Here is a 22,856-nt window from a genome sequence, read left to right on the forward strand (position 1 = left end):
CTCAGCGCCGCCCCAGCAACCAGTTGGCGATGCCGTACAGGCGCGTCACCGCGAGCGTGCCGCGCGCGCCGGTGAGCGGGGTGGCGAACTCGGCCAGTTCTTCCTGGCGCGCCTGGGTCAGTCGTGGCCCGCGCTCGGCAAAGGCCACCAGCGCGGCCTGCTCGTACGGCTGCAATGCCACCGGTGGCGCCATCACCTGGTTGACCGGCATCGGTGTGAGTGGCTGCTTGCGCGCTTCATGCACGACCAGCGTGCCGGCGACCATGTCGCCGATGCGCCGGCCCCAGGGGTCGAGCAGGCTGCTGACCAGCCCGGCGGCGTAGACCATCGGCAGCATGTCGACCACGCGCAGCAGGTTGCGCGTGAACGCCGCCAGCCAACCGACGGGTGCACCGTTGGCAGCCACCACGCGCAGGCCGAGTGCGCGCTTGCCGGGCGTGCGGCCGTCCCACAGCGCCTCGAACAGCACCGGATAGAACCAGTACACCAGGAACACCAGCACCGCATAGAAGCCGAAGCCGCTGCGCCCGAGCATTCCCAGCACCATGGTCGAGGCCAGCACGATGCCCAGCCGGATCATCAGGTCCAGCAACCACGCCAGCGCCCGCGGCACCGGGCCGGCCGCGGGCAGATGAAGGGCGACGCCTTCGGGCGTCACCACTTCCCGGTAGGTATCGAGGATCACGTGTCGAGCGCGTGCCGAGGATCGCGTGTCGACGATCAGGCGTTGACGACCATCGTGTCGGCAATGTGATCGTGCAGGCAGCGGCGCTGCTCGCCGAAGATCCACAGGATGTTGGCGAGGCTGAAGATCCAACCCACATACGGGATGGCGCCGATCAGGCCCGGCACGAAATAGCGCAGCCAGAACAGGCGTGCCAGGCTCACCCTCTCGCCGTCGGTACGGACGATGCGGATGCCGATCGTGCGCTTGCCGATCGTCTGGCCCTCGCGGCTGAGCAGGATCAGCGTGTAGATGAACAACGCGATGTAGCCGACCACGCTCAGCAGGATCAACGATCCGCCGAGCTCGCCGATGCCACGGGTGGGGTTGTAGCGGAACACGCCGATCAAGGCCGGAATGGCGATGACCATCGACACGCCGGCATCGACCAGCGCGGCCAGCAGCCGCGGCAATCGCCCGGCCGTGACCACTTCGTCGTCAAAGCGTTCGGCGGTGGTGGGCTGCACCTGCGCCGTCGGCGCCGCATACGGGTTGCGGTATTCGAAACCTTCCATGTATCCCCCATTCCCTCGCGGGAAGTCCTTGTGGATGCGGTGCCCGCGACCCCCTGCCGCGGCCTGCCGCGCCGCTACCCTGTCATCCCCAGGTAGCGGTCCTTCAATCGTACATAGTGCTGGGCACTGTAGTGCAGTTGCTCGATCTCCCGCTCGCTCAGCCGGCGCACCAGCCGGGCCGGGTTACCCAGCCACAGCTCGCCCTCGCCGACCTGCTTGCCCGGGGCGATCACCGCACCGGCGCCAACGAAACCATAGCGGTGCACGCGGGCGCCGTCGAGCACCCGGGCGCCCATGCCGATCAGGCAGAAGTCGTCGAGGGTGCAGGCGTGCAGGATGACGCCGTGGCCGATGGTCACGTCGTTGCCGATCACCGTCGGTACTCCGCCCGGCTGCGTGAACGGGCCTTCGTGGGTGACATGGACGATGGTGCCGTCCTGGACGTTGGTGCGTGCGCCGATGTGGATGGAATTGACGTCGCCGCGGATCACGCACATCGGCCAGATCGAGACGTCGTCGCCGAGGGTGACAGCGCCGATGACCACGGCCGAAGGGTCGATGTAGACCCGGTCGCCGTGGGTTGGGAAAGTGTCGAGGTAGGGGCGCATGGTCATGGTCGGATTCTAGACGCAGGGGCTAGCTGGAGGGGGGGGCAAGCGGCGGTGTTGATGTCCGCCCATGCCCTGCTCCGCCCACCCCGGCGCGGTCTACACTCGCCCGTATGGACATCACCGCCGACACGCCCCTGGACGAGCTTGCCGCCACCCGCGAGCGCCTGAGCCAGGCCTGGCAGAAGAAGAAGCCGGACCATGCCCAGCGCCGCGCCGACCTGGTTCGCCTGCGTGACGCGTTCCGCGCCCGCATCGCCGGCATGGACGCGGCCATTCGCGCCGATTTCGGCCATCGCAGCCAGCACGAGAACCTGCTGTCGGAAGCGATGATCGTGCTGGCCGAGATCGACCACGCCCTGGGCCACCTGCGCCGCTGGATGCGCCCGCGTCGCGCCGCGGTTGGCTGGCGCTTCTGGCCGGCAAGCGCGCAGATCCGCCCGGAGCCGGTCGGCGTGGTCGGCATCCTGTCACCGTGGAACTACCCGGTGAACCTGGCCATCGTGCCGCTGGTGTCGGCGATCGCCGCCGGCAACCACGTCTACCTCAAGCCGTCCGAGCATGCCCCGCGCACCAGCGTGTGGATGCGCGAACTGTTGTCGGAGGTGTTTCCGGCCGACCGCGTCGCGGTTGCACTCGGCGGTCCGGAAGTCGGCGCCGCCTTTGCCGGGCTGCCGTTCGACCACCTGTTGTTCACCGGCTCGACTGCGGTCGGGCGCAAGGTAATGGCGGCGGCGGCACCCAACCTGACCCCGGTCACGCTGGAGCTGGGCGGCAAGGCGCCGGCGATCGTCTGCGCCGACTACCCGCTCGACCGCGCCGCCGCGCGCATCGCCACCGGCAAGTGGTTCAACGCCGGGCAGACCTGCATCGGCGTCGACTACGTGCTGATCGACGCAGCACGACGTGACGCCTTCGTCGAGGCGATGAAGGCCGAGCTGCGTTCGCGCTATGGCGACTTCAATGCACCGTCCGACTACACCCGCATCATCAACGACGGCCAGTTCGCGCGACTGCGCGGCTATGTCGACGATGCACGCGCGCGCGGCCTGACCGTGCTCGAGCCGGTGACGCAGAACCTCGACGACGAGGCGCGCGTGCGCAATGCCCAGGACCGCCTGTTCCCGCCGACCCTGGTGCTGGACCCGCCGCGCGATGCCGCGGTGATGCGCCACGAGATCTTCGGCCCGATCCTGCCGGTGCTGAGCTACCGCACACTCGACGAGGCGATCGCGCAGGTGCAGTCGCTGGAGCGCCCGCTGGCGCTGTACCCGTTCAGCGACGACAACGCCAACATCGAGAAGATCCTCGCCAACACGCTGTCCGGCGGCGTCACCGTCAACGACACGCTGCTGCATTTCGGCGCGCACGACCTGCCCTTCGGCGGCATCGGCCCCAGCGGCATCGGCGCGATCCACGGCCGCACCGGCTTCGACACCTTCAGCAAGCTGCTGCCGGTGTTCCGCCAGCGCCGCATGGCTGCCAGCGACCTGCTCAAACCGCCGTACAGCGGCGCGATCGACAAGATGATCCGCTGGCTCTCAAAGTAGGAGAAAGAACGTCCCCTCTCCCGCTTGCGGGAGAGGGAAAGGCGCGAAGCGCCGAGGGTGAGGGCCCACTCAACCGCCCGCAGCGAAGCTCCGCAACGCCTCCACCGTGCGCCCCACCCCCGCATCATCCACATCCAGATGCGTCACCAACCGTATCGCCGGCGTGTACCCGATCGACACCCGGATACGCGCCTGCTCCAGCACACCGCGCAACGCATCGTGCCGCTCCACCGGCACCTCGATGAATACCATGTTGGTGTGCTGCGCCACCACGCTCAGCCCTGACAACCCGGCCAACCCATCAGCCAACCGCCTGGCGCGGGCATGATCGTCCGCCAGTCGCGCGACGTTGTTGTCCAGCGCGTACGACCCGGCGGCAGCCAGGATGCCCGCCTGCCGCATGCCACCGCCGACCACCTTGCGCCAGCGCTTGGCGGTGTCGATCAGCTCCTGCGTGCCGAGCAGCACCGAGCCCACCGGCGCACCCAGTCCCTTCGACAAACACACCGACACGCTGTCGAAGTGCCGCGTGATCTCGCGCGCCGGAACACCCAGCGCCACCGCCGCATTGAACAGACGCGCCCCGTCCAGGTGCAGCGCCAGCCCGCGCCGATCGCACAGCGCGCGCGCCTGCGCCAGATACGCCAGCGGCAACGGCCGCCCGTGCCAGGTGTTCTCCAGGCACAGCAGCCGCGTGCGCGCGAAGTGCGGGTCGACCGGCTTGATCACGCGCTCGACCACGTCCAGTGGCAGGCTGCCATCGTCGGCCTGCACCACCGGCTGCGGCTGGATGGATCCCAGCACCGCGGCACCGCCACCCTCGTATTTGTAGGTATGCGCATCCATGCCGACGATGTACTCGTCACCGCGCTGGCAATGCGCCATCAACCCGATCAGGTTCGACTGCGTGCCGCTGGGCACGAACAGCCCGGCGGCGAAACCCAGCTCATCGGCCAGTCGCTGCTGCAGCGCGTTGACGGTCGGGTCCTCGCCGTAGACGTCGTCCCCGACCGGGGCGCGCATCATCGCCTCGCGCATGGTATCGGTGGGTGCGGTGACGGTGTCGCTGCGAAGGTCGATCCAGTTCATGGCGGTCGTGGCGGGTGCTTGAGGTTTCGGCGCCGAGTATGCCGCTAAACTTGCCCCATGAAGATCGCCAGCTGGAACGTCAACTCCCTCAACGTCCGCCTGCCGCACCTGCAGCAGTGGCTGGCGCAGTCCAACCCCGACATCGTCGCGCTGCAGGAAACCAAGCTCGAGGACGAGCGCTTCCCCGACGACGACCTGCTCGCCGCCGGCTACCGCAGCGTCTTCGCCGGACAGAAGACCTACAACGGCGTGGCCGTGCTCTCGCGCGAGTCCGCCCGGGACGTTCAGATCGGCATCCCCGGCTTCGAGGACGAGCAGAAGCGCGTGCTGGCGGCGACCGTCGGCGACCTGCGTATCGTCAACCTGTACGTGGTCAACGGCCAGGACGTGGGCACCGACAAGTACGCCTACAAATTGCGCTGGCTCGAGGCCGTGCACGACTGGCTGGCGACGGAGCTGGTGACACACCCGCGCATGATCGTGCTCGGCGATTTCAACATCGCCCCTGACGACCTCGACGTCCACGACGCCACCGTCTGGAACGACAGCCACATCCTCACCTCGCGCGCCGAACGCGATGCGCTGCTGAAGATCAACGCCCTCGGTCTGCATGACGCCTGGCGCGCGCTCAATCCGGAGGAACGCCAGTTCAGCTGGTGGGATTACCGCCAGGGCGGCTTCCGCCGCAATCTCGGCCTGCGCATCGACCTGACCCTGGTGTCGGAGGCGCTGCGCCCGCATTGCGCCGCCTCGGGCATCGACCGCGAGACGCGCACCTGGGACCGGCCGAGCGACCATGCCCCGGCCTGGGTGCAGTTGGGCGACTGAAGTCCGCGGCAGCCTCGCTCAACACAACTCGCTCAACGCAAAAGGCCCGGCAATGCCGGGCCTTCGCGCATCGTCGGGGAAACGATGTCAGCGCACGCGACCGCGCCGGAACAGATTGACGATGGCCAGCAGCACGATCGCGCCGACCAGCGACATCAGCAGGCCGCTCAAGCTGAAGCTGCCGTCGTTGATGTCGCCGCCAAGCCCGAACAGGCCACCCAGCCAGCCGCCGATGAAGGCGCCGACGATGCCGACGACGATATTGAGGAACAGGCCCTGTTGCGCGTCGGTCTTCATGATCAGGCTGGCAACCCAGCCGATGATGCCGCCAACGATCAGCCAGACGAGGATGCCCATCATGCTCGTGTCTCCTTGATCCGCGCGAAATGGTCCATGAGCGGCCATGCGCCCCAAGGGGTGGGGCGAAGCGAGTCTGGATGGGTCGACGTGATGGCGACGTCAGAAAATGCGGCGGCTCGGCGCTGTTGGGCGGCTCTCCTGTTCACAAGCTCGCCTGTTCAAGCGGCTCGCTCAGCCATGCAGCAATGCGGCGAGCACGCCCCGCGGCAGCTTGCCGGTCTCGTTGCGTGGCAGCGCGGCGATACGGCGCAACGGCCGCGGCAGGAACACCGGATCGATCTGCAGGCGCAATGCGGACAGGATCGCCGCTTCGTCCAGCCCGGGCGCGACCGCAAGCGCGGCGATGCGGCGCACGCCCATCGCATCGGCATCGTCGAGCTGGAACACCACGCCGTCTTCGACGCCGGGCACGGCCAGCAGCTTGCGGGTGAGGTCGCCCAGCGAAGCGCGCTTGCCGGCGATCTCGAGCATGTCGGCATTGCGGCCGCGCAGCACGAAACGTCCATCACGCGGATCGACTTCGACCAGGTCGGCCAGCACCACCGGCTCGGGCAGATGCGGCGCGTGCACCGCGGCGCCGTCGGGCTGCGGCGCCAGGCGCACGCCGGGCAACGGCGTCCAGGCAATCTCGCGTGCGGTGCGGCGGCGCGCGATCACGCAGGTTTCGGTCGAACCGAATACTTCGCGCACTTCGCAGCCGAAGCGCTCTTCCGCGGCCAGTGCGAGCTCGGCCGGCAACGGCGCGGTCGCCGAGACGATGCCGGCCAGCGGCGGCAATTCCAATGCTTCGGCGACCAGTGCGCGCAGATGCACCGGCGTGGTCACCAGCAGCGGCGGTGTCGGCGCATCGTGCAGCGCGCGGGCGACATCGGCCGGAAACAGCGGTCGCGCCGAATGCACGGCGATCGGGCCGAGCATCGGCAGCAGCACCGACATCTCCATGCCGTACATGTGCTGCGGTGGCACGGTGGCGACGACATGCGTCATCTCCGCAACGTCGAGAAGGCCCGCAAGTGCGGCCAGGTTCTGCCCGGTGCTGGCGCGGAAGCTCGCCCAGGTCTTGGCATATGGGCGCGGCTGGCCGGTGCTGCCGGAGGTGAAACCGATCGCCACTACCGCCTCGGCGTCGATCAGCAACGGCGGGCCATCGAGCTGCGGCAGCGGCCGCGGCAGGTGGAAGCAGTCCGGTGGCGCCAACGCCAGTGCGTCGTCGCCCAGGCAATAGCTGTCCGGATACTGGCCGCGCACCTGGCCGATGACCGCCGGCGCGCGCGAAGGCGGCAGCAAGGTGGTCTGCCCGCGCACTGCCGCGGCGCAGAAGGCCACCAGGAAGTGGTAGCGGTCCTCGCACAGGTTGATCGCGTGGGCAGCGGCCGGAAGCCTCGCCGCCACGGCCCGCACCTGGCGCGAGAACGTATCCAGGCCGACGACCCCGGAGGCGTCGAAGGCAATGGCGCGCGCACCTGCGCCGTGCGTCAGCGGCACGGGCGAGAGACTGGCGATGCTGGCGTCGAAGACGGCGGACATGACGTTTGATTCCTGCGGCTGGCGCCGACTTTCCCCGCATTAGCTTACGCTGGGGGCCGCCTGCGAACCCAAACGCAAGTTCATGACCCTGTCTGTCCCCACAACGCCGCCTGTCGGCACCGTGCGCTGGGCCTGGCGCCCGCACTTGCCGCGGCAGCCGGCCGAGCCGTTGGCGCGGGAGTGGCTGGCGAGCGAGCTTGGGGTGACCGCCGCCGCCCTGCCGCTGGCCCGCGATACGCGTGGACGGCCTCGACTGGGCGGTGAACTGGTCGGCTGGGACTGCAACTGGAGCCACAGCGGCGATGGCCTGCTGATTGCGCTGGGCCGGGACGTGCAGGTCGGCATCGACCTGGAACGGCTGCGTCCGCGCGCCCGCGCGCTGGAACTGGCCCAGCGTTTTTTCACCGCGACCGAAGTGGCCTGGCTGCACGCGGCGCCCTCGGCGGCGGTGCGCGACCACGCCTTCCTGCGACTGTGGTGCGCCAAGGAAGCGGTGCTGAAGGCGCACGGCCACGGCATCTCCTTCGGCCTGGACCGCCTGCGCTTCGAGGACGGGGACGATGGCCTGCGTCTGGTCGCCTGCGATCCGGCGCTAGGTCAGCCGCAGGACTGGGGCCTGCAGGAGCTGCAACCGGCGCAGGACTACCTCGGCGCCCTGGCCTGGCGCCAACCCCGGTAGGAGCGAGCTTGCTCGCGATCAGCGTGTCCGGCTGCGGAAAGGCCTGATCGCGAGCAAGCTCGCTCCTACAAAAGGGTGGGGCGCATCGGCGATACTGCGCGCCGGATGAATACCCCCGCCCCCTTCGATCCGTCGCTGCGCAAGTCGCTCGACGATGGCCTGCGCGCCCTCGCCCTCGATCCGGCGCTGTCGGCGCCGCTGCTCAACTACCTGGCCCTGCTGCTGCGCTGGAACAAGACCTACAACCTCACCGCGGTGCGCGACCCGCAGGAGATGGTCAGCAAGCACCTGCTCGACTCGCTGGCGATGCACCCCTTCGTCGACGACATCGCTGCACGTGGCGGCCGCCTGGCCGACCTGGGCACCGGAGCCGGCCTGCCCGGCATCCCGCTGGCGATCGTCAAGCCCGGCCTGCGAGTGACCCTGGTCGAGAGCGCCGGCAAGAAGGCGCGCTTCATGCGCGAGGCGATCCGCCAGCTCGGCCTGCGCGATGCCCGCGTCGCCGAATCGCGGATCGAGGCGGTGGACGAGTCGGGCACGTACGACGCGATCACCGCGCGCGCCCTGGCCACCCTGCCGCTGATCATCGAACTGGGCGGCCACCTGCTCAAGCCCGACGGCTGCCTGCTGGCGATGAAAGGCGTCTACCCCAGCGACGAGATCGCGGCGCTGCCGGCGGGATGGGCGGTGCGGGATGTGCACCCGCTCACAGTTCCGGGGCTGGATGCCGAACGCCACCTGGTGGTGGTCGCGCGCACCCCGTAGGAGCGCGCTTGCTCGCGATCGGCTGCGGAGACGGGGTTCGGTAGGAGCGAGCTTGCTCGCGATTGGCTTCGGAGACGGGGTTCGGTAGGAGCGAGCTTGCTCGCGATTGGCTTCGGAGACGGGGTTCGCGAGCAAGCTCGCCCCTACCCGCCGGCGCGCAAGTGCTTGATCCGGCGTCGCCGCTCGTCGCCACGTCCGTCTATATTGCCCAGACAGCAAGGTGGGGACGCGCACGGGTTCCCATCCGGGCATAATCCACGGTCCGGCCCCACGCCGGGCAACTTCCGCACACAGCCCAGGACGAGCCGCATGGCCCGCATCATCGCCGTCGCCAACCAGAAAGGCGGGGTCGGCAAGACCACCACCGCAGTCAACCTGGCCGCCGCGCTCGCGCGCACGCCCAAGCGGGTGCTGCTGGTGGACCTCGATCCGCAGGGCAACGCGACGATGGGCAGCGGCGTCGACAAGCGCGAGCTGGAAAACTCGATCTGCGAAGTGCTGCTGGGCGAAACGCAAGTGCGCACCGCGATCGTGCGCACCGCCGAGGACTTCGACCTGCTGCCGGGCAACATCGACCTGACCGCGGTGGAAGTGCAGCTGATGGCCGAACCTGGTCGCGAGCAGCGCCTGCGCCTGGCGTTGCAGGAGCTGCGCCCGGACTACGACTACATCCTGATCGACTGCCCGCCGGCGCTGTCGCTGCTGACCCTCAATGCACTGACCGCCGCCGACTCGATCATCGTGCCGATGCAGTGCGAGTACTACGCACTGGAAGGCCTGAGCGCGCTGATCGACACCATCGAAGCGCTCAAGGCCAACCTCAATCCAAAGCTCGAGATCGAAGGCGTGCTGCGCACCATGTTCGACGTGCGCAACAACCTCGCCAATGCGGTCTCGGCCGAGCTGACCACCCACTTCGGTGACCGGGTGTTCCGCACCATCGTGCCGCGCAACGTGCGCCTGGCCGAGGCGCCCAGCCACGGTCAGAGCATAGTCGGCTATGACCGCGCCAGCCGCGGCGGCATCGCCTACATGGGCCTGGCCGGCGAAGTGCTGCGCCGCCAGCGCGAGCGCGACCAGGCCGCCAAGGCAGCGGCACGTCCGCCTGAAGCGAAGGAGACCACGGCATGAGCGTAGCCAAGAAGCGCGGTCTCGGCCGCGGTCTGGAAGCCCTTCTCGGTCCCAAGGCAGCGGCCGAGGCGCCGGCGCTGGAGGCGATCGAGGGCGACGTGCTGCGCAGCCTGCCGGTCGACGCGCTGACGCCGGGCAAGTATCAGCCGCGCAAGCACTGGGACCAGGACAAGCTCGCCGAGCTGGCCGAGTCGATCAAGGCGCAAGGCGTGATCCAGCCGATCGTCGTGCGCGACATCGGCGGCAAGCGTTACGAGATCATCGCCGGCGAGCGCCGCTGGCGCGCCTCGCAGCTGGCCGGGCTGAGCGACATCCCGGTGGTGATCCGCGAGGTCGACGACCGCACCGTGGTCGCGATGGCGCTGATCGAGAACATCCAGCGCGAAGACCTCAATCCGCTCGAAGAAGCCACCGCGCTGCAGCGCCTGATCGACGAGTTCGACCTGACCCACGCCCAGGCCGCCGAAGCGGTCGGCCGTTCGCGTGCGTCGGTGTCCAACATGCTGCGCCTGCTCGAGCTGCCCAACGAGATCCGGGTGCTGTTGGAAACCCACGCGCTGGAGATGGGCCACGCCCGTGCGCTGCTGGCACTGACCCCGCAGGCCGCGATCGCGCTGGCCCGCCAGGCCGCCGAACATGGCTGGTCGGTGCGCGAGGTCGAGCACCGCGTGCAGCAGCTGTCGGCTGGCGTGATCCCCACGTCGGGCTCCAGGCCCAAGGCGGCCAAGGCCAAGCCGCAGGCCGACATCGCCGCGCTCGAGCGTGAGCTGTCGGAATCGCTCAACACCAAGGTCAATGTGCTGCACGGCCGCGGCGGCAAGGGCCGTCTGGTCATCCACTACAACGACCTGGATTCGCTCGATGGCGTCCTGGAAAAACTGCGCGGAAGCGTCACCGAATAGCGCCGTCAAGCCGTCACCGAACAAAGCCAGGATGGCTTGATGAACCCGTACAGTTATCGCGTTTCGCTGCGCGCCACCCATCCCAGCGCCGACCTGGCGCCGCTGTTCGAGCAGTTGGGGCTGAAGCCCAGGCGCAGCTGGCGCGCCGGGCAGGCCAAGCCGCTCGATGGCGGCCAGGGTGTCTATCGCGACAGCTACGGCTATGCCGAACTGACGCCCGATGGACAACCGCGCGAATGGAGTCGCGAGCAGATCGAGGATTTCCTGGGCGCGGTGCACCAGCGCCTGTCGATCCACCGCGATTGCCTGCATGCCTTTGCCGCCCAGGGCGGCCGCTGCGGACTGTTCGTCGGCCTGTTCGGCGAACAGGCCTTCGGCTTCGAACTGCAACCCGAGCTCAGCGCCGGCCTGGCCGAATTGAAGCTCACACTGAGCTTCGACTTCCATCCCGGCAACGACGACTGATCGGCGCTCCGACCGCTTTCCGACCTGTCCTGAGCGAAATTCACCGCCGGTTATTGCCCGGATCGGGCATCATTGGCGCCGGTCGGACAGGCCGCCGGTTCGCGTGAGGCGCGATCGGCACCGAAAATCGGCCCAGAACCGGCCCACCGTTGCTTCCAGGAGCAGTGGACATTGGACGAAGTCACCCCCGGACCCCAGCCATGACCATCCTCGTTACCGGCGCTGCCGGCTTCATCGGCGCGTACACCTGCCGCGCCCTGCGCGCGCGCGGCGCGGATGTCGTCGGCCTGGACAACTACAACGACTACTACGATCCGCAGATCAAGCGCGACCGCGTGGCCGCGCTGTGCCCGGATGTCGACATCCGCACGCTCGACCTGGGTGACCGGGATGGGCTGGCGGCGCTGTTCGACGAAGTGCAGCCGACGCAGGTGATCCACCTGGCCGCGCAGGCCGGCGTGCGCTACTCGCTGACCCACCCGCACGCCTACGTCGACAGCAACCTGGCCGGCTTCGTCAATCTGCTCGAGCTGTGCCGCCATCGCGGCGTGCAGCACCTGGTCTATGCCAGCTCCTCATCGGTGTACGGCGATTCGGCGACGCCCCCTTTTTCCGAGGACCAGCGAATCGACCAGCCGCGCTCGCTGTACGCGGCGACCAAGGCCGCCAACGAACTGATGGCGCACACCTACGCGCACCTGTACGACCTGCGCGCGACCGGCCTGCGCTTTTTCACCGTGTACGGCCCGTGGGGCCGGCCGGACATGGCGCCGCTGCTGTTCTCGCGCGCGGTGCTGTCCGGGCGCCCGATCGACGTGTTCAACCACGGCAAGATGCGCCGCGACTTCACCTGGGTCGACGACATCGTCAACGGCGTGCTGGGCGCGCTCGACCATCCGCCGGCCACCGACGTGGCACCGCCGGCGGCGCCGCACCGCGTATTCAACCTGGGCAACCACACGCCGGTGGAACTTGAGCGTTTCATCCAGGTCATAGAGGCCGCTGCAGGCACGCAGGCCACCAAGGTCTACAAGCCGATGCAGCCCGGCGACATGGTCGAGACCATGGCGGACACCGCACGCGCGCAGGCGGCGTTCGGTTTCGAGCCGGCCACGCCGATCGAGACCGGGCTGCCGCGGGTCGTCGACTGGTGCCGCACTTATTTCGGCGACAAGGCCTGATCCTGACTGTGAACATCCGCTCATGAGCGCCCCGCGCATTGATACTACCCCGCAACTTTCCGTCGTCGTGCCGGTGTTCAACGAGCGCGACAACGTCGCCCCGCTCGTGCACGAGATCACCGCCGCGCTGCGCGGCAGGACCGATTTCGAGATCGTCTACGTCGACGACCATTCGCGCGACGACACGCTGCAGGTGCTGCAGGCCCTCAAGGCCGAAGTGCCCGAGCTGCGCGTGATCCACCACGTCACCCAGAGCGGGCAGAGCACCGCCGTGCGCAACGGCGTCAAGGCCGCGCGCGGGACGTGGATCGCCACGCTCGATGGCGATGGCCAGAACGACCCGGCCGATATTCCCAAGCTGCTCGACAAGCGCGACAGCGCCGGCGCCGACGAAGGCCTCAAGCTCTTTGCCGGCTGGCGCGTCAACCGCCAGGACAGCGGCAGCAAGCGCTGGGCCTCGCGCTGGGCCAATGCGATCCGCTCGCGCATGCTGCGCGACGACACGCCCGACACCGGCTGCGGCATCAAGCTGTTCGAGCGGGCCGCGTTCCTCGAGCTGCCCTACTTCGACCACATGCACCGCTACCTGCCGGCGCTGATGCAGCGCGCCGGCTGGAAGACGGTGAGCGTGCCGGTGAACCACCGCTCGCGATCGACCGGCGTGTCGAAGTACAACAACCTCAACCGCGCCCTGGTCGGCATCAGCGACCTGCGCGGCGTCGCATGGCTGATCAAGCGCGGCAAGATCACCGCGGTGCGCGAGCTGAGCTGAGGCCCGGAGCGATGGAATTCGACTTCATGAACCAATCCATTTCCTGGCTGGAATGGACCGGTTTGCACATGTCGCCGTGGAAGATCATCGGCCTGACCGGCGCGTTGATGTTCGGCGGCCGCTGGCTGGTGCAGTTCATCGCCTCGCGCAAGCACGGCAAGCCGGTGATCCCGCGGCTGTTCTGGTACATGAGCCTGGTCGGCAGCGTGATGACGCTGAGCTACTTTGTGTTCTCGCAGAAGCAGGATTCGGTCGGCGTGATCCAGAACCTGTTCCCGGCCTTCACCGCGGCCTACAGCCTGTACCTGGACATCAAGCATCGCGGCTGGCGGCGCGACCGGGCGAGTCACTGAGACCGGGAACGTTTCGGAATCCCACAAGGAAACCGTCATCCCGGCGAACGCCGGGATCCAGTGCCGAAGCCTCGACCCATACGTTGCCGGATGTCGCCCGAGAGCCAGGACATCGCATCCCTCCACGCTACGGGCCTGGATCCCGGCGTCCGCCGGGATGACGGAATAGCGGTCGAACCGGCCGCATGGGCCAACGCACCGCCCCCCGGGAATGCGAAGATCGACGCTTCGTGCCACCACCGGTCCTTCCCGTGAAACCACTGCTTGCGGCCCTGCTCACCGGCCACCTTGCCCTCGCCTCCTTCGCCTCGCATGCCAGCGCGGTCGATACCCGGTTCGAAGCCATCTACAGCCAGGAATGGCAGTGGCGCCAGGAACAGACCGGCGCCGCCGACGAGGACAACGACGGCTCCTCCGACCGCCACCAGCTGCCGTCGGTCGACGCCGCCAGCCAGGCCGCCCGCCTCAAGGTCTGGGAGGACGTGCTCAAGCGCCTGGACGGTATCGACACGGCCAAGCTGAGCCCGCAGAACCGCATCAACTTCGCCGTCTACAAGTCCCAGGTCGAGAACCTCGCCGCCGAGGTGCGCCTGCACGGCTACGAGATGCCGTTCAACTCCGACTCCTCGTTCTGGTCGAACCTGGGCTTCATGACCCGGCGCCCGCTGCGCACCGCGCAGGACTATCGCGCCTACATCGACCGCCTCAACGACGTGCCGCGCTACTTCGACCAGCAGACCGCGAACATGCGCGCCGGCCTGGCGCGCGGTTTCAGCGTGCCGCGCGCGGTGCTCGACGGCCGCGATGTTTCGATCGCCGCCGTTGCCGACCTGAAGGACCCGCTGCAGTCCAACTTCTACGAGCCGTTCAAGCGCATGCCGGCGTCGATCCCGGCCGACGAGCAGGCGCGCCTGCGTGCCGACGGCGTGGCGGCGATCCGCGATCGCATGATCCCGGCCTACGCCAGGCTGCTGACCTTCTTCCGCGAGGAATACGTGCCGCAGGCGCGCACGACGTTGGGTGCCTCGCAGATGCCTGATGGCGAAGCCTATTACCGCCAGCAGATCCGCGAGTACACGACCCTCGACCTCGATCCGGAGCAGATCCACCAGATCGGACTGGATGAAGTCGCGCGCATCCAGGCGGAGATGGAGACGATCATCAAGCAGGTCGGGTTCAAGGGCCCGCCTCAAGAAAATACGTTTGCCGCGTTCCTGCGCTTCCTGCGCACCGACAAGCAGTTCTACGCGACCACACCGCAGGCGCTGCTCGATCGCGCCGCCTGGATCTCCAAGCGCGTCGACGGCGAGATCGGCAAGTTCATCGGCACCTTGCCGCGCGGCCGCTTCACCATCGTGCCGGTACCGGCCGACATCGCCCCGTTCTGGACCAGCGGTCGCGGTGGCGCCGGCACCTACTGGCTCAACACCTACGACCTGCCCTCGCGCCCGCTCTACAACCTGCCGGCGCTGACCCTGCACGAGTCCGCCCCGGGCCATGCCCTGCAGGGCTCGCTGGCCAAGGAACAGGGGGAGCTGCCGGCCTTCCGCCGCGAGACCTACATCTCCGCCTACGGCGAGGGCTGGGGCCTGTACAGCGAGAAGCTCGGCAAGGAAATGGGCATCTACGAGACGCCGTACGAGGACTTCGGTCGCCTGACCTACGAGATGTGGCGCGCCTGCCGCCTGGTCATCGACACCGGCGTGCACGCCAAGGGCTGGACCCGCGACCAGGCCCTGGCCTACCTGCGCGACCGCACCGCGCTGAGCGAGCACGAGGTCACCACAGAGGTCGACCGCTACATCTCCTGGCCGGGCCAGGCGCTGAGCTACAAGCTCGGCGAGATCACGATCCTGCGCCTGCGTGCGGAAGCCGAGAAGGCGCTGGGCAACCGCTTCGACATCAAGGCCTTCCACGACGCCCTGCTCAGCCAGGGCTCGGTGCCGCTGCCGGTGCTGGAAGAGCAGGTCCGCGCGTTCATTGCCAAATCGGCGGAGAAGACGGCGAAAGCGGGCTGATGCGTAGCTCCCTCCCCTGCGCGCAGGGGAGGGTCGGGGAGGGGTAAAGCCCGCGCAGCGGGCAAGCGTCGGGCGCCTACGCGCCCTCCACCCCCTCCCGGCCTCCCCCTGTGAGCAGGGGGAGGAGCAACGCCCCTTCGCCTGTGGATAACTACTTGCCCGCCTTTCGTTTGACGTGCATAATGCGCGGCTCGCTGCGTCCGGCTTGCCTTTAGGGGCTAGACCGGGCGGACCCCGGAAGCGCGATTCCGGCCCGCCTCGTGCCGCGAGAATTTCCTACCCGTATCGCGCACCGCCCACACCCCGGTGTGACAGCGGAGGGGCCGCCGCCTCCCTGGCCAAGGGAAGCACCATTACCTTTCGAGGTGCGTATGGCCCGTGTATGCCAAGTAACCGGTAAGCGAACGACGACTGGCAACAACGTCTCGCATGCCATGAACAAGACCCGCCGCCGTTTCCTTCCCAACCTCCATGAGCGCCGCTTCTGGGTCGCTTCCGAGAACCGTTGGGTGAAGCTGCGTGTTTCCAGTGCCGCCCTGCGCACCATCGACAAGAACGGTATCGACTCCGTTCTCGCCGACCTGCGCGCCCGCGGCGAAAAGATCTGAGGAGGATCGAACCATGGCTTCCAAGCGCGACAAGATCCGCCTGATCTCTTCTGCCGGCACCGGTCATTTCTATACGACCGACAAGAACAAGAAGAACACCCCGAACAAGATGGAGGTCAAGAAGTACGACCCCGTCGTTCGCAAGCACGTGATTTACAAGGAAGGCAAGATCAAGTGACCTTCTGACCCACGCGCTGCGCGCGTGGCTTTGTCAGAAGGTCATCGCCGCGAAAGCGGGGATCCAGCGCCTTCAAGCTCCAAAAGAAAGCCCGCCGCAAGGCGGGCTTTCTTTTTGCGCGTCCGAATCCTGGGGCCACAAAAAAACGGCCCCTTGCGGGGCCGTAAGGTGCATTCACACCGAGGAGATTCAGAACTTCTGCGAGTAGCGCATGTAGACGAACTGGCCGGGCACTTCGTACTGCGGGTCGTAACTGTTGGCCGACGTCGTCGCCGAACGCGGCGGATCGCGATCGAAGAGGTTGTTGATGCCCAACGTGATGCGCGCGTTCCACGGAACGTTCACGAAGGCGCTGACGTCGGTGTAGGTCACGCTCGGGATCTTGTTCTCCGGGCGCGCGCCAGCCGCAGTGATGCGACCTGGGTCCGAGCAGAGCAGCGGAATCTGCGTCGATGACACCGACAACGTGGCGCAACTCTCCGTCTGGCTCGAGTAGTAGCGCAGGTTCGCCGTAAGACCGTAATCGCCGTACGCCCAGTTCGCGGCGAGGTTGGAGCGGATACGCCACTGATTGTCGCGATTTCTGTACTCGCCCACGCGATTTCCGCCTTCTCCCGACACTGGATCGTCTGTCACCACGCCGTCGCCGTTGACGTCAACGTAATACTTCGTCAGGTAGGTGTTGTCCCAATTGATCCCGAACTTGCCGAACTTCGTCGCGGGTAACTGATAGGCGACATTGAAATCGAAGCCTTCGACTTCATACGTACCCACGTTCAGTGACGTGACGAGCAGGTTGGAGATCTGGCCGTCGCTTGCGCGCTGCTGGAGCGCACACGCCGATGCGTCGTTGGCGTAGTAGCAACGGTTCAGCACTTCCTGTGCCGTCACGTCGAAGATGGCGTCATCAATCTCGACATTCCACCAGTCCAGCGCGAACCCGAGGCCTTCAACATAGCTCGGGCTGTAGACGAACCCAAACGTCTTGCTGGTCGAGGTTTCCGCACCCAGCTGGGGATTTCCGCCTACCGTCGTTCGGATCTGGCTGTTGGCCTGGTCGTAGGCAGGGACACCCGCGCAGGACGCAGGCGGCCGCTGCACAGTGCCGCCGACAATGCCTGCACATGGATCGCTGACCCGTTGGAAGGTGTCGCTGACACCGGCATACAGCTCCTCGATCGACGGTGCGCGGAACCCCTCGCTGTAGTTGCCGCGGATGAGCAGGTCCTCGAAAGGCTTCCACTTGAAGCCGAACTTGCTGTTGAGGGTGTCACCAAACGTGCTGTAGTCCGAGTAGCGCGTCGCGACGTTGAGCTCCAGCAACCTGGCGCCCGGAAGATCTGCCAGCAATGGCAGATTCAATTCCAGATAGGCTTCATCCACGCTGTAACCGCCCGCAGTGGCGGTTCGGTTGTTGCCGGTGCTGTTGCTTGATGCGGTGATCGGGTCAGGCTGGTCAAAGCCGGATTCGGTCCGATGCTCGGCGCCGAAGGAGAAGGCAGCCTTGCCACCCTGAAGCGGGAACAGTTCACCGCCGACGTTGGCGTAGTAGTTCTTCAGCTCGTAGCCGAAGCTGTTGATGCCGGTGAAGCTTGCGTAGTCCAGCATCTCCTTGGTGAGGGTGCCTTCGCCAAGGAAGTTCAGGGGCACGCAGCCAGCGATTTCCGCGCCTGGCGTACCACAGTGAGCCACGCCACCAGCGTCACGGAATGAGGGGCCCAGGCCATTGCGCAGCGCGCGCACGTCGAACAAACCGGTCTCGGTGTCCTTCTGGTTGTTCTCGCCGTAGAGGTAGCCGGCCTCCCACGAGTACAGGTTCTCGCCTGCCTGGAAGTCGCCTTCGAAGTTGCCATTGAAAGCAAACGTGTCGACGTCCTGGCGGAAGTGACGGCCGTTGGTCTCGGTCGCGCGGCGTTGGATATAGCTCAAATCCCGCCCATACGGGTTGTAGATGCTGTTCGAGCTGACAACGATGTTCTCTGCCAGCGAACCCGGGTTGCTGCGACCAAGAACCAGCGGGCCAGCAGCCAGGAGCTGGCTGGATTCGCGTTCGTTGTAGGTCGTCGCCACCTTGAATCGGACGTTGTCGGTTACGTCCAGCGAGCCGCTTGCGAACAGTGAAGTCCGCTCCTGCGGCGTGCGCAGGTAGTTCTCAGGAGCGAAGTTGTACGAGTCCGACGTCCGATAGGGTCGCCAGTCGCTTGGGCCTGTGCCCGTTGCCACGAGATAGCCAGGCTTGCCGTCAGGTCGTACCGGCGCCTCGTTCCCGTTGTTGGAGCCGAGGATGCCGAAGCGGCCGGCTGGCGTTGACGAGCTGTTGCCGGTACCCGGCGTGGCGCCGTAGAACGGCGCCGCCGAGATCTCGCGATCGCCGGCGGAGACAGGGTCCTCCTTGACGTACCCCACGCCAAGCATGGCACTCCATCGATCCCCGGAGGATCCCATTGTGAAATCGTAGGCCTGGCGTGAGCCGTCGCCCTTGTCGTACTGGCCCAGATAGGCGTTGGCTTCGGCGCCTTCGAAGTCCTTGCGCAGGATCACGTTGACGACGCCAGCGATGGCGTCGGAGCCATAGATCGTCGAGGCACCGTCCTTCAGGACTTCGACGCGCTCCACCGCTGCGGTCGGGATCGTGTTGAGGTCCACCGCGCCGCCAAGGCCGGTGCCGCCGACCCAGCGCTTTCCGTTCACCAGCACCAGGGTCCGTTCGGAGCCGAGATTGCGCAGGCTGACGCGGGTTTCGCCGTTGCCGCCGTTGTTGTAGCTGGAATTTAGCGTAGAGCCGCCAGCGCTGAGGTGTTGGATCACATCACCAATCGATGTCAGCCCCTGTGCACTGATGTCCTCCCCGGCTGAGCGAGAAGATCGGCTGCGACGTCTCGATGTCCGCGCGCTTGATGCGCGAGCCGGTGACTTCGATCTTGTCGAGCGTCTTGGCGCCCTTGTCGCTGGTTTCCTGGGCGCCGGCGAGTGCCGGCGCCAGGGCGATCGCGATGCCAGCCGGCAGCATGCCGACGCGCACCGCGGTGCGCAGGTTGCGGTGTTCCATGTATGACCTCTCCAGATATTGTTATCGGCGCGTTAAGCGCCTACCAACCTTATTCCGGAGTTCTTGATCACGTTTTCCCGCATTGACCTGACCGATCCGCTGGTTGCGCCAACGTCTTTTGCGCCCGCAACGCGCCGCCTTTGCAGGATCAGGTCGGCGTCGCGCCGTGCTGCCCGGTACTCCGATGCGGTCATGCCGAATCGCGCGCGGAAACTGCGGGCGAAGCTGCAGCTGTTGTCGAATCCGCTGGCGGCGCCGACCTCGCCGATGGTCATCAAGGTGGACGCCAGCAGGCTGGCGGCGTGATCCAGTCGCATGCGTGCCGACGCGGCCAGTGGGCTTTCACCGTAGAGCTTGTGGAACAGCTTGGAGAAGTACCAGGTCGAGAAGCGTGTGCGTTCGGCCAGTTCACTGATGCGGACGATGCGATGGCAGTGACCTTCCAGGTACAGGCTGGCGCGCTGCATCCGTTCGAACACCTGGCGTTTGCGTCCGAGCGACGCGCCGGGGCACAGACCCAGGCGCTGGCCGTATCCGGCCTGGACCTCCTGGAGAAACAGCAGCATCGAACGCAATGGCGCCTGGATGCGACCGCTGCGGCTGTCGTTGTCGATGTTGCGCGAGGCCCGGTACCACATCCGCGAAACCGACCTGGCCTGTTCGGGCTTGAGACGTCCGCGCCCGACATAGAGACCGAAGTCGGAGAAACGGCTCATTGCGCGCAACGCATCATCCGCGATGGTGAGGCCGATGCAGATGCCGTTCTGATCGGGCTGGATCAGCGGCATCGAATCCTTCGCGAAGGCGATCCAGTCACCGGTACGCAGGTAAAACCGTCCTTCCTTGGCTTCCACCCAGGAGCCGGCCCGCATCTGCACCCAGATCGAAAGATCCTGGCTCGACAGCTCCACGCTTCCCAGGCGCGAAGCGCCGACGCACCTTGCCCATTGGCCTTCGGCCGGACCAATGCGCAACAGCTGACCACGATCCGCCCACTTTGCTCGTTCCATAAGACCTGACTGACGTGTGAGGGCGTTCAGGCTCACTTGGCGTGACCAATGAGTACATAAGAACCTTCTTAAAGTGGCCGCCGGGATGTGCCAGGTGGCACAACCGGATCTAACACGTATGCCCTGAGATCTTCCGCGGCGGCGATGCCGCCATCACGCGCGCATGCTCCAATGCCGCCATGCCCTTCGACCTGCACGCCGGCTACTGGCTGTTCTTCCTGGACTGGCTGATCCGGCTGGCGGCGCTGGCCTGGATTCCGGTGCGCAGCCCGCCTGCCGCCGCGCGCAGCTGGCTGCTGCTGGTCGGCTTCGTGCCGCTGCTCGGGTTGCCGCTGTACCTAGTGCTCGGCCATCCGTGGCTGGCGCGGCAACGGCGCGAGCGTCAGGCGCTGGCGTCTGCCGTCATCCGCGGGCGCCAGGACGGCCTGCGCGAATGGCGCTGGCTGCCACCGGGCGGCGAAGGCGACGCCAGCGCAGACATTCCGCGTCTGGCCGAGCGCCTGGGCGACTTCATGCCCACCCATGGCAATGGCATCGAACTGCTCGACGATTACGAACACTCGCTGGCGGCGCTGCTCGCGGACATCGATGGCGCTCGCGAAGAAGCGCACCTGCTGTACTACCTGATGTTCGACGACCGTGTCGGTGCCGCGGTCGCCGACGCGCTCGGACGCGCTGCGTCGCGCGGTGTGCGCTGCCGGCTGCTGCTCGACGCGGTGGGTGCCAAGCCCGGACTGCGTGCGTTCGCCCGGCCATTGCGGGAGGCCGGCGTGGAGGTCCACGCGATGCTGGCCGGGGGTCTGGCCTGGCGCAGCCTGTCGCGCATGGACCTGCGCAACCATCGCAAGCTGGCGGTGATCGATCGCCGCGTGGGTTATGTCGGTTCGCAGAACCTGGCCGATGCCGGGTTCGTACCAGGATGTCCCAATCGCGAACTGGTCGCTCGCGTGACGGGTCCGGCGGTGCGGCAGATGGCGGGCCTGTTCGCCAGCGACTGGCTGATCGAGACCGGCGAGCGCCTGACCGCCGATGGCGACTACAAAGGCACCGGCGCCGCGCCAGCGCAACTGTTGCCAGGCGGGCCGGCGTATCCGTTCCAGAATGCGCGCAACGTCGTGGTCGCGCTGATCCAGCACGCGCGTCAGCAGGTGGTGCTGACCACGCCCTACTTCGTTCCCGACGACGTGACGCTAGGCGCACTGCATCTGGCCGCACTGTCGGGCGTGCAGGTGCAGCTGGTGCTGTCGCAGAGCAACAACCAGAACCTCACGCGCTGGGCGCAGCGGTCCTACTACGAGGAACTGCTGGAGGCCGGCGTCCGCATCGCGCTGTACCGGCCGCACTTCCTGCATGCCAAGCACCTCAGCGTCGACGACGACATCGCCCTGATCGGCTCGATCAACCTCGACATCCGCTCCTTCGCGCTCAATGCCGAGGTCGGGCTGCTGTGCTACGACCGCGCCGTGGTCGAGCGCCTGCGTGGCATCGAGGCCGAGTACCTGGCGGATTCGGAGATTCTCGAGCTGGTGTCGTGGCGGGCGCGACCGCGCTGGCGGCGCAGCGTGGAGGGAATTGCACGACTGGCGGACTCGCTGATCTAGGCGTTGTCGTCGCGGGCTCAGCGAAGGGCCCGCAGTCTGAGTTGGCGCAGGACGGTCATGCGACGGCGGGATGAATCCGACCGCATCAAGGGGTTGACAGCTTGTCAAGCCTTGACGAGAATTCGGTCACCACTCCGCCCTCGCCGTCGTCATTCAGTTGGCTCCACGGCTTGGGACGAAAAAACCGCCGCAAGGCGGTTTTTTCATGCCCGAAGGAACGCTGGCGCATGTCCACCACGAAGACGACCGCTGTCTATATCGACGGCTACAACCTCTACTACGGCCGCATTCGCGGCACTGCGTACAAGTGGCTGGACGTGGTCGCCCTCTCCGATCGCCTGCTGCGCGAACACGATCCCGCCTCCGAGGTTGCCCTCGTGCGCTATTTCAGCGCGCCCTGCCTGGCGCGGTTCGCAACCCACGGGCAGGCCTCGATGCAGGCGCAGCAGGCCTACCATCGCGCCCTGCTGCAGCGGCATCCGGCACGCCTGACCCTCGCACTGGGCACGCACTGCGTGGATGAAGGCGGGACACTGGTGCCGCGTTACGTGGCTGGCGCGCCTTACGACCGCAACGACAGGGTGCGGGTCTGGAAGCTCGAGGAGAAGCAGACGGACGTGAACCTGGCGCTGGCCATGTACCGCGACGCCTGTGCCGGGAGATTCCGGCAGCTGGTGATCTTCTCCAACGACAGCGACGCCGTGCCGGCCCTGCAGGCGGTGCGCACGGACTTCCCCGACCTGACCGTCGGCGTGGTAACGCCACGCCACCCGCCCGACGGCGGGCGAGGGCACCGCAACGCGCTGACCTCGCTGTCGGCACATGCTCATTGGACGCGCCACCACCTGCGCGATGACGAGCTGGAAGCCTGTCAGCTGCCGTCGCGCATACCCACTCGCAAGAAGCCTATCGACAAGCCGACGCACTGGTGAGGATGGCCGCA

At 67.0% G+C, this 22,856-nt stretch carries 22 protein-coding genes and 1 pseudogene; 15 read left to right on the forward strand and 8 right to left on the reverse strand.

Translation table 11 applies throughout. The features are described from left to right. Position 1: 1 nt before the first annotated feature. The 3 genes from AC3A3X_RS01400 to AC3A3X_RS01410 form a co-directional block, all read right to left on the reverse strand. Positions 2-682 (reverse strand): RDD family protein, encoded by a 681-nt coding sequence (locus tag AC3A3X_RS01400; protein ID WP_487581358.1) that lies wholly within the window; start codon positions 680-682, stop codon positions 2-4. Positions 683-720: 38 nt separating this feature from the next. Next, a complete protein-coding gene (locus tag AC3A3X_RS01405; RefSeq protein WP_487581261.1) occupies positions 721-1,239 on the reverse strand; it encodes an RDD family protein in 519 nt (172 codons plus the stop codon). A gap of 74 nt (positions 1,240-1,313) precedes the next feature. Next, positions 1,314-1,853, reverse strand: a complete 540-nt coding sequence (locus AC3A3X_RS01410; RefSeq protein WP_487581262.1) for a gamma carbonic anhydrase family protein — start codon at positions 1,851-1,853, stop codon at positions 1,314-1,316. 107 nt (positions 1,854-1,960) lie between these two features. On the opposite strand from AC3A3X_RS01410, the gene AC3A3X_RS01415 reads away from it, so the two are divergent. Beyond that, the gene (locus AC3A3X_RS01415) at positions 1,961-3,397 is read left to right on the forward strand and encodes a coniferyl aldehyde dehydrogenase (protein ID WP_487581263.1); all 1,437 of its coding nucleotides are present in this window, start codon (positions 1,961-1,963) and stop codon (positions 3,395-3,397) included. Positions 3,398-3,466: 69 nt separating this feature from the next. Here AC3A3X_RS01415 and ltaE read toward each other — a convergent pair whose 3' ends face one another. Beyond that, the gene (gene ltaE, locus AC3A3X_RS01420; RefSeq protein ID WP_487581264.1) at positions 3,467-4,486 is read right to left on the reverse strand and encodes a low-specificity L-threonine aldolase; all 1,020 of its coding nucleotides are present in this window, start codon (positions 4,484-4,486) and stop codon (positions 3,467-3,469) included. 57 nt (positions 4,487-4,543) lie between these two features. Here ltaE and xth point away from each other — a divergent pair, with 57 nt between their 5' ends. Further along, positions 4,544-5,314 carry an exodeoxyribonuclease III gene (gene xth, locus AC3A3X_RS01425; RefSeq protein ID WP_487581265.1) on the forward strand — a complete coding sequence of 257 codons (771 nt, stop codon included), beginning with the start codon at positions 4,544-4,546 and terminating at the stop codon, positions 5,312-5,314. Positions 5,315-5,401: 87 nt separating this feature from the next. On the opposite strand, the gene AC3A3X_RS01430 is transcribed toward xth, so the two are convergent. Together AC3A3X_RS01430 and AC3A3X_RS01435 are read right to left on the reverse strand one after the other, a co-directional pair. Then, positions 5,402-5,671 (reverse strand): GlsB/YeaQ/YmgE family stress response membrane protein, encoded by a 270-nt coding sequence (locus tag AC3A3X_RS01430; protein WP_487581359.1) that lies wholly within the window; start codon positions 5,669-5,671, stop codon positions 5,402-5,404. Positions 5,672-5,845: 174 nt separating this feature from the next. Then, positions 5,846-7,201 (reverse strand): AMP-binding protein, encoded by a 1,356-nt coding sequence (locus AC3A3X_RS01435; RefSeq protein WP_487581266.1) that lies wholly within the window; start codon positions 7,199-7,201, stop codon positions 5,846-5,848. Positions 7,202-7,289: 88 nt separating this feature from the next. Between AC3A3X_RS01435 and AC3A3X_RS01440 the strand changes: the two genes are divergently transcribed. The 11 genes from AC3A3X_RS01440 to rpmG all read left to right on the forward strand — a co-directional run bounded on the left by AC3A3X_RS01440 (position 7,290) and on the right by rpmG (position 16,253). Beyond that, a complete protein-coding gene (locus AC3A3X_RS01440) occupies positions 7,290-7,880 on the forward strand; it encodes a 4'-phosphopantetheinyl transferase family protein (RefSeq protein WP_487581360.1) in 591 nt (196 codons plus the stop codon). A gap of 105 nt (positions 7,881-7,985) precedes the next feature. Further along, the gene (gene rsmG / locus AC3A3X_RS01445; protein ID WP_487581267.1) at positions 7,986-8,645 is read left to right on the forward strand and encodes a 16S rRNA (guanine(527)-N(7))-methyltransferase RsmG; all 660 of its coding nucleotides are present in this window, start codon (positions 7,986-7,988) and stop codon (positions 8,643-8,645) included. A gap of 309 nt (positions 8,646-8,954) precedes the next feature. Then, complete coding sequence (locus AC3A3X_RS01450; RefSeq protein WP_487581268.1) at positions 8,955-9,776, forward strand: ParA family protein; 822 nt, start codon at positions 8,955-8,957, stop codon at positions 9,774-9,776. Continuing rightward, a complete protein-coding gene (locus tag AC3A3X_RS01455) occupies positions 9,773-10,678 on the forward strand; it encodes a ParB/RepB/Spo0J family partition protein (RefSeq protein WP_487581269.1) in 906 nt (301 codons plus the stop codon). Before AC3A3X_RS01450 ends, AC3A3X_RS01455 begins: the two co-directional genes overlap by 4 nt. 39 nt (positions 10,679-10,717) lie before the next feature. Beyond that, the gene (locus AC3A3X_RS01460) at positions 10,718-11,143 is read left to right on the forward strand and encodes a DUF4279 domain-containing protein (protein ID WP_487581270.1); all 426 of its coding nucleotides are present in this window, start codon (positions 10,718-10,720) and stop codon (positions 11,141-11,143) included. A gap of 200 nt (positions 11,144-11,343) precedes the next feature. After that, positions 11,344-12,324 carry an NAD-dependent epimerase/dehydratase family protein gene (locus AC3A3X_RS01465; RefSeq protein ID WP_487581271.1) on the forward strand — a complete coding sequence of 327 codons (981 nt, stop codon included), beginning with the start codon at positions 11,344-11,346 and terminating at the stop codon, positions 12,322-12,324. A gap of 22 nt (positions 12,325-12,346) precedes the next feature. Beyond that, positions 12,347-13,096 carry a glycosyltransferase family 2 protein gene (locus tag AC3A3X_RS01470; protein ID WP_487581272.1) on the forward strand — a complete coding sequence of 250 codons (750 nt, stop codon included), beginning with the start codon at positions 12,347-12,349 and terminating at the stop codon, positions 13,094-13,096. 26 nt (positions 13,097-13,122) lie between these two features. After that, positions 13,123-13,449, forward strand: coding sequence for a lipid-A-disaccharide synthase N-terminal domain-containing protein (locus AC3A3X_RS01475; protein WP_487581273.1), 327 nt, complete (start codon positions 13,123-13,125; stop codon positions 13,447-13,449). 185 nt (positions 13,450-13,634) lie between these two features. Further along, positions 13,635-15,467 carry a DUF885 domain-containing protein gene (locus AC3A3X_RS01480; protein ID WP_487581274.1) on the forward strand — a complete coding sequence of 611 codons (1,833 nt, stop codon included), beginning with the start codon at positions 13,635-13,637 and terminating at the stop codon, positions 15,465-15,467. A gap of 371 nt (positions 15,468-15,838) precedes the next feature. Then, positions 15,839-16,075, forward strand: coding sequence for a 50S ribosomal protein L28 (gene rpmB / locus AC3A3X_RS01485; protein ID WP_487581275.1), 237 nt, complete (start codon positions 15,839-15,841; stop codon positions 16,073-16,075). A 13-nt stretch (positions 16,076-16,088) separates the two neighbouring features. Next, positions 16,089-16,253 (forward strand): 50S ribosomal protein L33, encoded by a 165-nt coding sequence (gene rpmG / locus AC3A3X_RS01490; protein ID WP_115842766.1) that lies wholly within the window; start codon positions 16,089-16,091, stop codon positions 16,251-16,253. A 189-nt stretch (positions 16,254-16,442) separates the two neighbouring features. Here rpmG and AC3A3X_RS01495 read toward each other — a convergent pair. Continuing rightward, positions 16,443-19,263, reverse strand: a pseudogene (locus tag AC3A3X_RS01495) (TonB-dependent receptor plug domain-containing protein). Between the two features lie 71 nt (positions 19,264-19,334). Continuing rightward, a complete protein-coding gene (locus tag AC3A3X_RS01500) occupies positions 19,335-20,312 on the reverse strand; it encodes a helix-turn-helix transcriptional regulator (RefSeq protein ID WP_487581276.1) in 978 nt (325 codons plus the stop codon). Positions 20,313-20,491: 179 nt separating this feature from the next. Between AC3A3X_RS01500 and cls the strand changes: the two genes are divergently transcribed. Further along, the gene (gene cls, locus AC3A3X_RS01505; protein WP_487581277.1) at positions 20,492-21,913 is read left to right on the forward strand and encodes a cardiolipin synthase; all 1,422 of its coding nucleotides are present in this window, start codon (positions 20,492-20,494) and stop codon (positions 21,911-21,913) included. Positions 21,914-22,140: 227 nt separating this feature from the next. Continuing rightward, positions 22,141-22,845 (forward strand): NYN domain-containing protein, encoded by a 705-nt coding sequence (locus tag AC3A3X_RS01510; protein WP_487581278.1) that lies wholly within the window; start codon positions 22,141-22,143, stop codon positions 22,843-22,845. The last annotated feature ends 11 nt before the right edge of the window (positions 22,846-22,856 follow it).

The organism is Lysobacter sp. Soil_N_23 (genome assembly GCF_057656135.1).

What these genes read in the sequence shown, in the direction of transcription:
- AC3A3X_RS01460 (WP_487581270.1), top strand. Translation starts at nt 10,718, where the DNA reads ATGAACCCGTACAGTTATCGCGTTTCGCTGCGCGCCACCCATCCCAGC.
- xth (WP_487581265.1), top strand. Translation starts at nt 4,544, where the DNA reads ATGAAGATCGCCAGCTGGAACGTCAACTCCCTCAACGTCCGCCTGCCG.
- AC3A3X_RS01405 (WP_487581261.1), bottom strand. Translation starts at nt 1,239, where the DNA reads ATGGAAGGTTTCGAATACCGCAACCCGTATGCGGCGCCGACGGCGCAG.
- AC3A3X_RS01475 (WP_487581273.1), top strand. Translation starts at nt 13,123, where the DNA reads ATGAACCAATCCATTTCCTGGCTGGAATGGACCGGTTTGCACATGTCG.
- AC3A3X_RS01455 (WP_487581269.1), top strand. Translation starts at nt 9,773, where the DNA reads ATGAGCGTAGCCAAGAAGCGCGGTCTCGGCCGCGGTCTGGAAGCCCTT.
- rpmB (WP_487581275.1), top strand. Translation starts at nt 15,839, where the DNA reads ATGGCCCGTGTATGCCAAGTAACCGGTAAGCGAACGACGACTGGCAAC.
- AC3A3X_RS01465 (WP_487581271.1), top strand. Translation starts at nt 11,344, where the DNA reads ATGACCATCCTCGTTACCGGCGCTGCCGGCTTCATCGGCGCGTACACC.
- ltaE (WP_487581264.1), bottom strand. Translation starts at nt 4,486, where the DNA reads ATGAACTGGATCGACCTTCGCAGCGACACCGTCACCGCACCCACCGAT.
- AC3A3X_RS01435 (WP_487581266.1), bottom strand. Translation starts at nt 7,201, where the DNA reads ATGTCCGCCGTCTTCGACGCCAGCATCGCCAGTCTCTCGCCCGTGCCG.
- AC3A3X_RS01410 (WP_487581262.1), bottom strand. Translation starts at nt 1,853, where the DNA reads ATGACCATGCGCCCCTACCTCGACACTTTCCCAACCCACGGCGACCGG.
- AC3A3X_RS01510 (WP_487581278.1), top strand. Translation starts at nt 22,141, where the DNA reads ATGTCCACCACGAAGACGACCGCTGTCTATATCGACGGCTACAACCTC.
- rsmG (WP_487581267.1), top strand. Translation starts at nt 7,986, where the DNA reads ATGAATACCCCCGCCCCCTTCGATCCGTCGCTGCGCAAGTCGCTCGAC.
- AC3A3X_RS01430 (WP_487581359.1), bottom strand. Translation starts at nt 5,671, where the DNA reads ATGGGCATCCTCGTCTGGCTGATCGTTGGCGGCATCATCGGCTGGGTT.
- AC3A3X_RS01450 (WP_487581268.1), top strand. Translation starts at nt 8,955, where the DNA reads ATGGCCCGCATCATCGCCGTCGCCAACCAGAAAGGCGGGGTCGGCAAG.
- AC3A3X_RS01470 (WP_487581272.1), top strand. Translation starts at nt 12,347, where the DNA reads ATGAGCGCCCCGCGCATTGATACTACCCCGCAACTTTCCGTCGTCGTG.
- AC3A3X_RS01500 (WP_487581276.1), bottom strand. Translation starts at nt 20,312, where the DNA reads ATGGAACGAGCAAAGTGGGCGGATCGTGGTCAGCTGTTGCGCATTGGT.
- cls (WP_487581277.1), top strand. Translation starts at nt 20,492, where the DNA reads ATGCCCTTCGACCTGCACGCCGGCTACTGGCTGTTCTTCCTGGACTGG.
- AC3A3X_RS01480 (WP_487581274.1), top strand. Translation starts at nt 13,635, where the DNA reads ATGGGCCAACGCACCGCCCCCCGGGAATGCGAAGATCGACGCTTCGTG.
- AC3A3X_RS01415 (WP_487581263.1), top strand. Translation starts at nt 1,961, where the DNA reads ATGGACATCACCGCCGACACGCCCCTGGACGAGCTTGCCGCCACCCGC.
- rpmG (WP_115842766.1), top strand. Translation starts at nt 16,089, where the DNA reads ATGGCTTCCAAGCGCGACAAGATCCGCCTGATCTCTTCTGCCGGCACC.